The organism is Mesorhizobium australicum WSM2073 (genome assembly GCF_000230995.2).
In the GTDB taxonomy this organism is placed as follows: domain Bacteria; phylum Pseudomonadota; class Alphaproteobacteria; order Rhizobiales; family Rhizobiaceae; genus Mesorhizobium; species Mesorhizobium australicum.
In genome coordinates this window covers 3,532,329-3,543,839 of sequence record NC_019973.1, presented here as the reverse complement: position 1 = coordinate 3,543,839, position 11,511 = coordinate 3,532,329, and the positions used below count along the sequence as shown (strand labels likewise).

Genomic DNA, 11,511 nt, shown 5'->3' with positions numbered 1-11,511 from the left:
CTTTCGCTTGGAATTCCCTCAAGCGCCGCGGTTACGGCGCAAATCCAGTGTCGTTCTTCTATAGGGACGCCACGGCGCGCTTTCAACGCGATGCGCCGCCGACTTCATCCGTTTTGGGCCGGTAGCGACCCTTTGTCGTCCTTTATCTTCAAACTATCTCGCGGCGGCGCTCATAAACCGTATAGCGCGTCGCATGGCTGTCCTTTTCTCCTGACGCAATCTCCCGCGAACTGACCACTTGCCATGCATCAGGGTCGATCGGCGGGAAATGCGCGTCGCCATCGACGGCGGCCAGCACATGGGTCACGTGCAGGCGCTCGGCCAGCGGCAGCGCCTGGGCATAGATTTCGCCGCCGCCGATGATGCAGACCTCGTCGACGCCCGTCATGCGGCGTCCGCGCACGGTTGCCAGCTGGATCGCGGCTTCGAGCGTATGCGCCACCTCGACGCCCTCGGCACGCCAGGCCTTGTCGCGGGTGACGACGATGTTCAGCCTGCCCGGCAGCGGCCGGCCGATGCCTTCATAGGTCTTGCGGCCCATGATGATGGGCTTGCCCATCGTGTCGGCCTTGAACCGCTTGAGGTCGGTGGAGAGCCGCCAGGGCAACCCGCCGTCCCGCCCGATCACGCCGTTCTCGGCAATGGCGACATGGATCGCGACATGCATCAGTTTGCATCCCCGCCATTGCTGTCCGACGGGACAAGCAGGAGGATGTCGATGTCGTGCTCGGGATAGAAATCGTTCGCCTTCATCTCGAAACGCGTCGGCCCGACCTTTTTGACGTTGTCGCCGCAGAACGAGACCAGGGCTTTCGGGTTGCCCTTGTCAATGGTCAGCTTGAACTTGCCGATGGTGCCCGCCGCCCAGTTGCCGCCGGTGGTCAGAATATAGGCGATGCGGCTTTCGTAGAATTTGGGATAGCCGTCCGGATTGTCCTTCGCCGCCTTGCGCACCGCATTCTCGAATGTGTCGTCCATGCAGTAGCGGCTCTTGTAGGCCGCGTATGAGTTCTGGAACTGGCCTTCATTGAAGAAACTGACCGAGGATGTGCCGCCCACGCTGGGCTTGTAGCGGTGCGAGACGTGAACGTCCTTGTTGGCCGGAAAGGCCGCGCGCCACCAATAGGTCGAGCGCAATTGCCAGAACGGCGAATAGACCGGTTTTTGGCCACTGTCGGCTGTGGAATCCCCGATGATGATGCCGCGGTTGACCCAGTCGTCAGCCACCCCCTGCGGCAGCTTCGCCAGCGCCGCCTTGGCCGCGTCGCCGAACGGGTTGAAGGGCACGTTTTGCGCCTTGAGGTCGGCGCCGATGTCGATGCCGAGCGCGAGCACCTTCTGCTCGAGTTGGGGCTTGGCCGCGACGCCGTCGATCGTCACCTCGAAGCCGAGGAAATTATCGCTCTGGTTTTCCGGGATCGCCGGCATCTCTTCGGGATCGCCCGAAATGTCGGGCATCGGGAAGGCGACGATCGCCTCGACATCCTTGTCGGTGTTGTTGTGGAAGACGTAGTCCACCGTCACCTTTTCGGGCGAGATGAAAAGATCCTCGCTTTGCATCGCCACGGCATCGCTGCGCGACAGGATCAGGCCGCCGGTGCCAAGCTCGGCAACCGAATCATTGGCCATTGCGGGCGCGGCCGAAAGCGCCAACGCTAAAGCCAGAACAGATCGCAACATCGAAGCCCCCTCGGCTGGAATGCCTGAATGACCCTAGCCGTTTCGATGCGGCGTTTCAAAGCCCTTCCGCTTGCTGGGCGTGCGTGACCGGTCTGGACACGCACGCGGTCTGGACACGCAGGCGGTCTGGACACGCACGCGGTCTGGACTAACAGGTTCCGATGAGGCAGGAGTTCGCGCCATGCGCAAGCTTCTCGTCATCGGCATCGGCGCCGGCAATCCCGACCACATGACTGTCCAGGCCATAGCAGGGCTGAACAGGGCGGACGTCCTGTTTATTCCCGACAAGGGCACCGACAAGACCGATCTTGCCAACCTGCGGCGCGGCATCTGCGACCGCTTCGTCACCAACCCGGCCTCACGCCGGGTCGAGTTCGACGTGCCGGTGCGCGCCGAACCAACCTCTTCCTATCGCTCGACCGTCGACGACTGGCATGAAGCCATCGCCGCCATCTACGAGGGACTGATCCGCGACGAGATCTCCGGGGGTGGCTGCGGCGCCTTCCTGATCTGGGGCGATCCTTCGCTCTACGACAGCGCTCTGCGCATCCTCGAGCGCGTGCGCTCGAGGGGCAATGTTGCATTCGACCTAGAAGTCATTCCCGGCATAACGGCCGTCCAGGCGCTGGCAGCCAGCCACAAAACGGCGCTGAACCGCATCGGCGATCCCGTGCTGATCACCACCGGCCGCCGCCTGACCGAGGAAGGCATGCCGGACAATGCCGGCAGCGCCGTCGTCATGCTCGACGGCAAATGCGCCTTCAACACGCTGGCAGACCGGGACCTTTTCATCCAATGGGGCGCCTATCTCGGCACGCCCGACGAGATCATCATCTCCGGCCGCCTTGGCGATGTCGGCGCCGAGATCGAAAGGCGCCGCGACGAAGCTCGCCGGAAGAAAGGCTGGATCATGGATACGTATTTGCTGCGAAAGCCGGAGTAGTGGAATAGTGAGTAGTCAGTAGTCAGTAGGGACTAGGCTGCACTCACTACACTACTCACTACTCACTACTCACTACTCACTACTCACTACTCACTACTCACTACTCACTACTCACTACTCCCCTATCCCGCCTCAATCTCCGACTGCAACGCGTCCATATGCGTTGCCGCGGCCGCACTCGCCGCGCGCTCGATGGCGCGAAAACGGCTGACCACGGCCAGGCCGACGGTCGTCAGTTGCGCGCCGCCGCCCTTGCGGCCGCCGGTCTGCGCCGCCACCAGCGGCTTGCCGAACACCCGGTTCATGTCCTCGACCAGGTCCCATGCGTGCTTGTAGGACATCTCCATGCCGCGCGCGGCGGCCGAGATCGAACCGAAGGTGGCGATGTGCTCCAGAAGCTCAATCTTGCCAGGACCGATCCGTCCGTCCGGATCGAGATTTATCCGCAAGCTCAGCGACGGCATTGTTGCTCCTCCGCGACCGCTTCAGCTTCGGCGACCGTTATTCCAAAACAATATAGCGCCGATCACCGCCGCTGTCAGCCATCGACGTCGAGCGGCAGACCGGCGCCGGTATTTCCCCGATCGAAGCTCACGGTCTTGACCACCGCGAAAACCTTGCCGCCGAGCCGCAGCTTCAGCGCCTGCCGCGACTGTTCCGTGATGCGGGCGAGCACCGTTGCCCCATTGCAGTCGATGCCGATTTCGACCGTCGGCCCCTCGCCGGGACTGATCGCGACGATCGTGCCGGGCAGGATGTTGAGGGCACTGAGGCCCGTCGGTTTCTCCGCGGCGATCATCACGTCGCGAGCGCGAATGCGGATACGCACGGGAGCCCCGGCCTTCATCCCAAGACGCGGCACGCGGATCTCGCCGGCGGCCGAGCCGAGCACGGTCATCCCAAAAGCCTCCTCGTGACGCAGCACCTTCGTGTCCAGCACGGCGCCGCCCTCGCCGCGCTCTTCCACCGGCAACAGGTCGAGCCTTTGCATGACAGCGTCGGTCGGGCCACTAGCCGTGACCTTGCCCCGCGCCAGCATCACGACGTCGCTCGCCAGCCGCGCCACCTCGGCGACCGAATGGCTGACATAGACGATCGGGATCTTCGTTTCGTCGCGCAGCCGCTCGATATAGGGCAGGATCTCGGCCTTGCGCGCTTCGTCGAGCGAGGCCAGCGGCTCGTCCATGAGCAGCAGTCTGGGGCTGGCCAGCAGCGCCCTGCCGATCGCCACGCGCTGCTTCTCGCCGCCCGAGAGTTTTGCCGGTCGTCGCCCAAGCAGCGGGCCGATGCCCAGCAATTCTACAACGGCGTCCATGTCCGCATAGCGTTCCGCCGCCGGCGTGAACCAGCGGCCGTAGCGCAGATTGCTCATCACGCTCATATGCGGAAACAGGCGCGCATCCTGGAACACCATGCCGATGCGGCGTTTGTGCCTTGGCACGAAAATGCCGGCACCAGTGTCGGCCAGCACGCGGCCGTCGACCTCGATGCGCCCCTTGTCCGGCCGGATCAGCCCTGCAATCATGTTGATCAGCGTCGTCTTGCCGGAACCGGACGGCCCGAACAGCGCCGTCAGCCGTCCGGCGCTCTCGAAGCGGGCATCGATGGCGAAATCGCCAAGCCGGTGGCCAATGTCGACAAGGACGCTCATTCGATGTCCATCCGCCGCCCGACCCGCCGCGCCAGCACTTCCGATGCGACCAATGCCGCCATCGAGATGACGATCGAAATCAGCGTCAGTCGCAGCGCCCCTTCGTCGCCGCCCGGCACCTGGGTAAAAGTGTAGATCGCCGACGGCAGCGTCTGCGTCTCGCCAGGAATGTTGGAGACGAAAGTGATCGTCGCGCCGAACTCGCCCATCGCCTTGGCGAAGGACAGGATGGCGCCGGCGATCAGCCCGGGCAGGATCAGCGGCACCGTGATGGTGCCGAACACCCACAGCGGGTTGGCGCCGAGCGTTCCCGCCGCCGCCTCCATCTTGCGATCCACCGCCTCGATCGACAGCCGGATCGCCCGCACCATCAGGGGAAAGCCCATGACACCGCAGGCAAGGGCGGCACCCGTCCAGCGAAACGAGAAGACGATGCCGAAATGTTCGGCGAGGAAGGCCCCGGCCGGGCCGCGTTTGCCGAACGTCAAAAGCAAGAGATAACCGGTCACCACGGGCGGCAGGATCAGCGGCAGGTGCACCACCCCGTTGAGCAGCGTCTTGCCCCAGAATTGCCCCCGGGCAAGCAGCAGCGCGATCGCTATGCCCGGCGGCAGGCTGGCGAGCATCGCCACCGTCGCCACCTTGATGGACAGCCGGACCGCATTCCATTCGTCGGGAGTGAGGTCCAGCAGCCAGCTCATAGTGCGGTATCGGGCCTTTTCGAACTCAGTTGCTCGCCGACTCAGTTGCTGGGCGTGAGCACGGTAAAACCCTGTTCCCTAAAGAGCGCGCCAGCCTTGGCGGACTGCAGGCACTTCAGGAAGGCCAGCGTATCCTTGTCCTTCGAATCGGCGGTCTGGGCAACCGGATAGATGATCGGCGGATGTGAATCCTCGGGGAAGGTGCCGACCACCTTGACGCCCTTTTCGGCGTGCGCGTCGGTGGCATAGACGATGCCGAGGGCGGCCTCACCAGTTGAAACCAGCTTCAGCGCCGCACGGACATTCTCGGCCTGCGCCACCTTGCCCTCGACCGAGGACCAGACGCCGAGCGATTCCAATGCCGCCTTGCCGTACTTGCCGGCCGGCACGGCCTTGAAATCGCCCATGGCAAGCTTGCCGTCGCCGACGAGCTTGGCGAGGTCAAAGCCTTTCTCGATCTTGGTTTCGACCGTCGAATCCTTCGGCGCCACCAGTACGATCTCGTTGCCCAGCAGCTTCACTTCCGTGTCGGGCTTGGTCAGCTTCTTGTCGGAGAGATATTTCATCCAGTCTAGATCGGCGGAGATGAAGACATCGGCCGGCGCCCCACCCTCGATCTGCTTGGCCAATGCCGAACTCGCGGCATAGGAAACGGTCGCGGCCTCGCCGACATCGGCTTCGCAGGCCTTGTTCACCGCATCGAGCGCATCCTTGAGACTGGCCGCCGCGAACACCACGACCTTGTCTTCCGCGTGCGCTGCCGGCATTGCCGCCATCAATGTCGCCGCAAAGCCGCCAATGGCGATCATCCTCAACCCGAAACCTTTGCGTGTCATCGAAAACTCTCCCTGGGTTCAAACTCCGGTTGGCTCGAAGCCTGTAGACCGATATATCCGCATGGATATAACAAGGGAAGGCCCGGCCGGCTGAAACTCGATCCGGCGCTGCATGATTGTTCTGATAAGACCGCCGCCGCGAAAGGAACTGCAATGAAGATCAGCGCCCGCAACGTGCTCGAGGGAACGATCACCGAAATCGTCAAGGGAGCCACCACCTCGCATGTCCGCATCGACATCGGCGGCGGCATCATCGTCACCGCCTCGATCACCAATGAAGCTGTCGCCGACCTCAAGCTCGAAAAGGGCAAGCAGGCCTACGACGTGGTCAAGGCCTCGGAAGTGATGGTCGGCATCGACTGAAAAGCCGCGGCTCAGACCGCGATGGGCGCCTTGATCGACGCGTCGGCGACGTAGTTTTCCAGCCGGAAATCCTCGAAGCGGAAGGCGAAAAGGTCCTTCACCTCAGGATTGATCCACATCGTCGGCAGGGTCTTTGGCGTGCGCCGCAACTGTTCGCGCGCCTGCTCGAAATGGTTCGAGTAGAGATGCGCGTCGCCAAGCGTGTGCACGAAATCGCCCGGCTTCAGCCCTGTCACCTGCGCCACCATCAGCGTCAGCAGCGCGTAAGACGCGATGTTGAACGGCACGCCGAGGAAGATGTCGGCGGAGCGCTGGTAGAGCTGGCAGGAAAGCCGGCCCTCGGACACGTAGAACTGGAAAAGGCAGTGGCAAGGCGGCAGCGCCATGGCTTCCACCTCGGCGGGATTCCAGGCCGAGACGATCAGCCGCCGCGATTGAGGATTGCGGCGGATCTCCTTGAGAAGATTGGCGATCTGGTCGATCGAGCCGCCATGGCCGTCTGGCCAGGATCGCCACTGCCTGCCGTAGACCGGGCCGAGATCGCCATTCTCGTCGGCCCATTCATCCCAGATTGAAACGCCGTGGTCGGTCAGGTACTTGATGTTGGTGTCGCCGGCCAGGAACCAGAGGAGTTCATGGATGATCGACTTCAGATGCAGCTTCTTGGTGGTGGTGACCGGAAAGCCGCGAGCCAGATCGAAGCGCATCTGGTAGCCGAAGACGGAGCGCGTGCCGGTGCCGGTGCGGTCGCCGCGATCGGCGCCGTTGTCCAGCACATGCTGCAGGAGGTCGAGATACTGGCGCATCGGTTCCGGGCTCGATTCGGGAATTCGTCGATCATAGCGCATATGGGCGCCGACGCCACGCTTGTCTGAGATCGTCCCCATTCAGCAGGGAACGAAGCCTGCCCAGAATCCTCTCCGGCGAACCGGAAGCGCGGAAATCGCCAGCCGGCCGCCAGAATGAGTAACCAAAGGTCTCAAAGAGAGCCGAGCTTGCCCAGGTCCTTGGCCACCAGATAGTAGAAGGTCACGCGGTTCTTGGTGTTGTCGGCGTGCATCGCCTTGCAGGTCTTCTCGATCGCGGCGTCGGCCTTCGCCCCGTCGCTGACGCCGAGCTTCTTGGCCACCCAGCTCTCCTTGACCCGCGCCAATTCCTTCGGATCCGTGCAGGACACCAGCGAGGAATCGCGGTTCCTCAGCGCAATGCCCAGGTGCTTGACGATTTTTTCGACCGCATCGGCGCTTGCCGCGGCGTCATATTTCTTCACATCCGCAAGATAGTCGGCCATCAGAATTCCCCTCGTCGGCGCCACGGATCCGGTCGATGAGGGCTGTGGCGCGCTTCGCAACTTGTGCGCTAGGTCGGTAACTCCTCACCGCTCGCAAAGCTTCGGTTGAGACCGCGCCCAAGTCAACCCTTGGCGTCGCAATTTGACACAGGGACAAAGCACCATTGCGGCCTTTCATTTCCGCGCAAGCCCCCCTATATTCGTTTTGTCGGCTTGACCGACTATGGCGATAAATGGGCGATGAAATAAGCCGTTCGGACCCGGGGGCGGTACCCGGCGCCTCCACCAAAAGCCGCTGTTGAGGACAGAGCGGTTTTTGCTGGGGGCGAAATAGGATCGACGAAGGTGTAAAGATCGTACTTTTGCCCGGCATTGTACCACCGTCATCGGGCTAAACTTATAGTTGCCAACGACAACTATGCGGAAGCACGTCTCGCTGCTTAATGCAGTGCGATAGCTTCAAATCAAGCCCTAGGGGTTCGCACTTCTAGGCGGGGTTCGGAGGTACCTGGCAACAGAAACCTCCACTTCTCCCCCTTTCATTTTGCGTGACGCACAACGGTTCCTGCCGTCAAGACTTCGCACGTCCACGGCTGCGAAGCCGCTGCGTTGCGTGCCCTTTCTCCATGGACAAAATGCAAAACAATTCCGATCGATTCTTCGTGCTGACCGGCGGCCCCGGTTCCGGCAAGACCACCTTGATCGAAGCCTTGCGGCAGGCGGGCTTTGCGACATCCGCCGAGGCCGGGCGCGGCATCATTCGCGACCAATCCGCCATTGGTGGCCCCCCCTGCCCTGGAGCGATCGCGCATTGTTCGCCGAACTGATGCTGTCGTGGGAAATGCGCTCGTACCGTGCGGCCCGCGAGCTGGCCGGTCCGGTCTTCTTTGATCGCGGCGTGCCGGACACGATCGGCTATCTCAGGCTCTGCGGCCTGCCGGTGCCGGATCACCTCACCAGTGCCGCCGCGGAATTCCGCTATGCGCGTCGCGTCTTCGTCGCCCCGCCATGGCCGGAGATCTTCACCCAGGACGAAGAACGCAAGCAAACCCTCGACGAGGCCGAGCGCACTTGCCAGTCCGTGGCCGGCGTCTATGCCGAACTCGGCTACGAACTGGTGACCTTGCCGCCTGCGCCAGTCGAAGAGCGTGTACGCTTCCTCCTCGATGCTGCTGGATTGCCGCTGACATCGCGGACATGAAGAGGGTCGGACGGGTCCGGCCTTTCCTGTGCGTTGTTGGACCAGGCGATACCTTGTAAACTGAAACGACACCCCCTGGAGATCGAAAATATGGCGCTCAAGCGGATGGACAATGTAGGAATCGTCGTCGAAGACCTCGGAGGGACGATCGATTTCTTTCGCGAACTCGGCCTAGAGCTCGAAGGGCGAGCCATGGTCGAAGGAGAATGGGCCGGACGCGTCACCGGACTGGGCGACCAGCATGTCGAGATTGCCATGATGCGCACGCCGGACGGCCACAGCCGGCTGGAGCTCTCCCGCTTCCTCGCGCCGCCTGTCGTCGCGGATCACCGGACCGCCCCGGTCAACGCCCTGGGCTACCTCCGCGTCATGTTCACCGTGGACGACATCGACGACACGCTTGAAAGGCTCCGCACGCGCGGCGCGCAACTCGTAGGCGAAGTGGTCGAGTACAAGGACGTGTATCGGCTCTGCTACATCCGTGGGCCTGAAGGGCTTCTCATCGGCCTCGCCCAGGAACTCAGCTGAGCGTCAGCAGCCAGAGCGCGGTCGTCAACCCGGGGCAAACGCCGGCTTCGACACAAAGAGGCCGGGATCGACCCGGCCTCTCCTGGTTCATTGAGGATTTCCTATTCCGCCGGCGCTTCGACCGCTTCGCGCGAACGGCCAAGAGTGACCTTCGCCAGTGCGAACGAGATCACCGCGCAGAGCGTGATGCCAGCGACCATCGGCAGCGGCGTGCCGTCGAAGAACACACCGGCGACGCCCATGGCGAGCGCGCCGATGGCGAAGTGCAGCGTGCCCATCAGCGCCGACGCCGTGCCGGCGATCTCGCCATGCTCTTCCATGGCCAGCACCGATGTGGTCGGGATGACCAAGCCGAGGAAGCCGTAGCCGACGAACAGCAGGGCCGCCATCACGTCAAGCCGATCGACGCCAGTCGCCATGATCGCGAATAGCACAACCATCGTCGTCGCGTAGCCGGTCACCGCCACCCACACCACGCGCTTCAGTCCGAACCGTTCGGAAAGCAGGCCCGTCAACTGCGACATGCCGATGAAGGCAACCGCGTTGATCGAGAAGAAGACGCTGTAGACCGAAGGCGACAGCCCGTAATGGTCGATCAGGATGAAGGACGAACTCGACAGATAGACGAAGAAGCTCGCAATGCCGAAGCCGGCGATCGCCACCAGGCCGAGGAAATTACGGTCGCCCATCAGGAAGCGGTAGCCGGCAAGGGCGGTACCGAAGGAGGACCCGACGCGTTCTTCCGCCGGCCGTGTCTCCTTGAGCGAGGTCGCGAGCAGGATGGTGGCAAGCACCGCCGCGCCGGTCACGGTCCAGAACACGGCGCGCCAGCCGAAATTCTCGATGATCTGGCTGCCGGTCAGCGGCGCCAGGATCGGTGACACCGAAAACACCAGCATCAGCAGCGACATCAGCTTGGCGGCCTCATTGCCGGTGTGCAGGTCGCGCACGATCGCGCGCGGAATGGCCATTCCGGCACTGGCGCCAAGCCCCTGCAGGAAGCGGAAGGCGATCAGCCACTCGATGGTCGGCGCCATTGCCGAGCCGATGCCGCCGGCCATGAACAGCGCCAAGCCGCCATAGAGCGGCAGCTTGCGGCCGACCATGTCGGAGATCGGCCCGACGACGATCTGGCCGAAGCCCATCGACAGGAAGAAGATCAAAAGGCTCATCTGCACGGCGGCGGTGCCAGCATGCAGATCGGTGCCGATCGACGGCAAAGCGGGCAGATACATGTCGATGGCGAACGGGCCGATGGCGGACAGCAGGCCGAGCACGACCGCGATGCGGAGGAATTTGGGGCTCATGATATTGGCTTCTTTCGAATCTGGTTGCCGCCGCCAGGCGACGTCTGACCCTAGGACGTTCCATCCCGTGGGTTTCCTACTCCTGGAGCAAATTTATTCGTCTCCGGAGCGAAATCCCATTATATCGTGTCCACAAATTTAGACAGTCTTGTCTAAATCGTCAATCACCTCTATATAGATTTTCATGAGACCGGGCGTTTCTCCTGACACTTTCCCGCCACGCGGCCACGAGGCCAAGCGCCTGTCGATCGTCGACGCCGCTGCCGGCGTGTTCTGCCGCGAAGGTTTCGCCGGCGCCAATATAGACTTGATCGCGGTTGAGGCCGGCGTGTCGCGCCAGACGGTCTACAACCACCATGGCGACAAGGAAAAACTGTTCATCGCGGTCGTGCGCGACCTGACCGAGCGCTGCAACGCCGGCATTTTCGCCACCATCGCCACCTTTCCCGATCAGCCTGGGGATCTCGAGGCCGACCTGATCGGTTTTGCCGTGCGCCTGAATCAGAACTGCATCTGCAACCGCGACGGAAAATTCCTGCGCAAGCTGATCCAGACCGAGGGCGAGCGCTATCCCGAGCTCTTTGCCGAATGGCGCGAACAGGGACCCGGCAGGACATGGCCGGCGATCGCCGCCCGCTTCGCCCGCCTCGCCTATGGCGGCTATCTCGCGATCGACGATCCCGACGTCGCGGCTCGCCAGTTCCTCGGCCTCGTCAATGCCGAATTGCAGACCACCTTCATGCTTGGCGGCACGCCAGGCGAGGACGAGGTGGTGCAATCGGCGACATCAGGCGTGCGCACCTTCCTGCGCGCTTTCGGCAAGCGCCCTTCCCCGACCAGCCTCAAAAGACACGCTGCGCTGGCTAACGCATAACATTTGGCGTTGCCGCCAAGCCGCCTTGCCGATCAAATCGTTTGCAATAGTCCTCGCTTCGGCGCGGCGGCGGTCTATATCAGGTTTACGCCGCGCCCAAGCTTGATTACAGCTATGCGGACGATTCAACGGAACC

13 protein-coding genes, 1 other RNA gene and 1 pseudogene are annotated in these 11,511 nt (G+C 62.7%); 6 read left to right on the top strand and 9 right to left on the bottom strand.

Going from position 1 to position 11,511, the window contains the following annotated elements; genetic code table 11:
- Positions 1–148: 148 nt before the first annotated feature.
- A complete protein-coding gene (locus MESAU_RS16980; protein WP_015317274.1) occupies positions 149–667 on the bottom strand; it encodes a dihydrofolate reductase in 519 nt (172 codons plus the stop codon).
- Positions 667–1,680 (bottom strand): DUF4424 domain-containing protein, encoded by a 1,014-nt coding sequence (locus MESAU_RS16975; RefSeq protein WP_015317273.1) that lies wholly within the window; start codon positions 1,678–1,680, stop codon positions 667–669. The genes MESAU_RS16980 and MESAU_RS16975 overlap by 1 nt, the downstream gene beginning before the upstream one ends.
- A gap of 181 nt (positions 1,681–1,861) precedes the next feature.
- Between MESAU_RS16975 and cobF the strand changes: the two genes are divergently transcribed.
- Positions 1,862–2,623 carry a precorrin-6A synthase (deacetylating) gene (gene cobF / locus MESAU_RS16970; protein ID WP_015317272.1) on the top strand — a complete coding sequence of 254 codons (762 nt, stop codon included), beginning with the start codon at positions 1,862–1,864 and terminating at the stop codon, positions 2,621–2,623.
- Positions 2,624–2,745: 122 nt separating this feature from the next.
- Here cobF and MESAU_RS16965 read toward each other — a convergent pair whose 3' ends face one another.
- The 4 genes from MESAU_RS16965 to modA form a co-directional block, all read right to left on the bottom strand.
- Positions 2,746–3,087, bottom strand: a complete 342-nt coding sequence (locus MESAU_RS16965; RefSeq protein ID WP_015317271.1) for a winged helix-turn-helix domain-containing protein — start codon at positions 3,085–3,087, stop codon at positions 2,746–2,748.
- 74 nt (positions 3,088–3,161) lie between these two features.
- Entirely contained in the window at positions 3,162–4,274 is a 1,113-nt protein-coding gene (gene modC, locus MESAU_RS16960) for a molybdenum ABC transporter ATP-binding protein (RefSeq protein WP_015317270.1), read from the bottom strand.
- Positions 4,271–4,975, bottom strand: a complete 705-nt coding sequence (gene modB, locus MESAU_RS16955) for a molybdate ABC transporter permease subunit (protein ID WP_015317269.1) — start codon at positions 4,973–4,975, stop codon at positions 4,271–4,273. The genes modC and modB overlap by 4 nt, the downstream gene beginning before the upstream one ends.
- 41 nt (positions 4,976–5,016) lie before the next feature.
- Positions 5,017–5,811: a molybdate ABC transporter substrate-binding protein gene (gene modA, locus MESAU_RS16950; RefSeq protein WP_015317268.1), complete on the bottom strand. Its 795-nt coding sequence runs from the start codon at positions 5,809–5,811 to the stop codon at positions 5,017–5,019.
- A gap of 153 nt (positions 5,812–5,964) precedes the next feature.
- On the opposite strand from modA, the gene MESAU_RS16945 reads away from it, so the two are divergent.
- Positions 5,965–6,174, top strand: coding sequence for a TOBE domain-containing protein (locus MESAU_RS16945; RefSeq protein WP_015317267.1), 210 nt, complete (start codon positions 5,965–5,967; stop codon positions 6,172–6,174).
- 11 nt (positions 6,175–6,185) lie between these two features.
- Here the strand turns inward: MESAU_RS16945 and MESAU_RS16940 are convergent, their stop codons facing one another.
- Together MESAU_RS16940 and MESAU_RS16935 are read right to left on the bottom strand one after the other, a co-directional pair.
- On the bottom strand, positions 6,186–6,980 hold the full coding sequence (locus MESAU_RS16940) for a thymidylate synthase (RefSeq protein WP_015317266.1): 795 nt from the start codon (positions 6,978–6,980) through the stop codon (positions 6,186–6,188).
- Between the two features lie 173 nt (positions 6,981–7,153).
- Positions 7,154–7,465 (bottom strand): DUF2853 family protein, encoded by a 312-nt coding sequence (locus MESAU_RS16935; protein WP_015317265.1) that lies wholly within the window; start codon positions 7,463–7,465, stop codon positions 7,154–7,156.
- A gap of 168 nt (positions 7,466–7,633) precedes the next feature.
- Here MESAU_RS16935 and ssrA point away from each other — a divergent pair.
- From ssrA to MESAU_RS16925, 3 genes and pseudogenes are all read left to right on the top strand, one after another.
- Positions 7,634–7,994: a transfer-messenger RNA gene (gene ssrA / locus MESAU_RS30280) on the top strand.
- Positions 7,995–8,100: 106 nt separating this feature from the next.
- Positions 8,101–8,666: pseudogene (locus MESAU_RS16930) on the top strand (AAA family ATPase).
- Positions 8,667–8,756: 90 nt separating this feature from the next.
- Positions 8,757–9,194 carry a VOC family protein gene (locus MESAU_RS16925; protein WP_015317264.1) on the top strand — a complete coding sequence of 146 codons (438 nt, stop codon included), beginning with the start codon at positions 8,757–8,759 and terminating at the stop codon, positions 9,192–9,194.
- A gap of 101 nt (positions 9,195–9,295) precedes the next feature.
- Here MESAU_RS16925 and MESAU_RS16920 read toward each other — a convergent pair whose 3' ends face one another.
- Positions 9,296–10,501 carry a multidrug effflux MFS transporter gene (locus MESAU_RS16920; RefSeq protein ID WP_015317263.1) on the bottom strand — a complete coding sequence of 402 codons (1,206 nt, stop codon included), beginning with the start codon at positions 10,499–10,501 and terminating at the stop codon, positions 9,296–9,298.
- A 184-nt stretch (positions 10,502–10,685) separates the two neighbouring features.
- Here MESAU_RS16920 and MESAU_RS16915 point away from each other — a divergent pair, with 184 nt between their 5' ends.
- The gene (locus MESAU_RS16915; RefSeq protein WP_015317262.1) at positions 10,686–11,375 is read left to right on the top strand and encodes a TetR/AcrR family transcriptional regulator; all 690 of its coding nucleotides are present in this window, start codon (positions 10,686–10,688) and stop codon (positions 11,373–11,375) included.
- Positions 11,376–11,511 lie beyond the last annotated feature (136 nt).

Excerpts from the sequence above, each read along its gene's own strand:
- MESAU_RS16925 (WP_015317264.1), top strand. The coding sequence starts at position 8,757 with ATGGCGCTCAAGCGGATGGACAATGTAGGAATCGTCGTCGAAGACCTC.
- MESAU_RS16915 (WP_015317262.1), top strand. The coding sequence starts at position 10,686 with ATGAGACCGGGCGTTTCTCCTGACACTTTCCCGCCACGCGGCCACGAG.
- MESAU_RS16975 (WP_015317273.1), bottom strand. The coding sequence starts at position 1,680 with ATGTTGCGATCTGTTCTGGCTTTAGCGTTGGCGCTTTCGGCCGCGCCC.
- MESAU_RS16965 (WP_015317271.1), bottom strand. The coding sequence starts at position 3,087 with ATGCCGTCGCTGAGCTTGCGGATAAATCTCGATCCGGACGGACGGATC.
- modC (WP_015317270.1), bottom strand. The coding sequence starts at position 4,274 with ATGAGCGTCCTTGTCGACATTGGCCACCGGCTTGGCGATTTCGCCATC.
- MESAU_RS16920 (WP_015317263.1), bottom strand. The coding sequence starts at position 10,501 with ATGAGCCCCAAATTCCTCCGCATCGCGGTCGTGCTCGGCCTGCTGTCC.
- MESAU_RS16935 (WP_015317265.1), bottom strand. The coding sequence starts at position 7,465 with ATGGCCGACTATCTTGCGGATGTGAAGAAATATGACGCCGCGGCAAGC.
- MESAU_RS16945 (WP_015317267.1), top strand. The coding sequence starts at position 5,965 with ATGAAGATCAGCGCCCGCAACGTGCTCGAGGGAACGATCACCGAAATC.
- MESAU_RS16940 (WP_015317266.1), bottom strand. The coding sequence starts at position 6,980 with ATGCGCCAGTATCTCGACCTCCTGCAGCATGTGCTGGACAACGGCGCC.
- modB (WP_015317269.1), bottom strand. The coding sequence starts at position 4,975 with ATGAGCTGGCTGCTGGACCTCACTCCCGACGAATGGAATGCGGTCCGG.
- cobF (WP_015317272.1), top strand. The coding sequence starts at position 1,862 with ATGCGCAAGCTTCTCGTCATCGGCATCGGCGCCGGCAATCCCGACCAC.
- MESAU_RS16980 (WP_015317274.1), bottom strand. The coding sequence starts at position 667 with ATGCATGTCGCGATCCATGTCGCCATTGCCGAGAACGGCGTGATCGGG.
- modA (WP_015317268.1), bottom strand. The coding sequence starts at position 5,811 with ATGACACGCAAAGGTTTCGGGTTGAGGATGATCGCCATTGGCGGCTTT.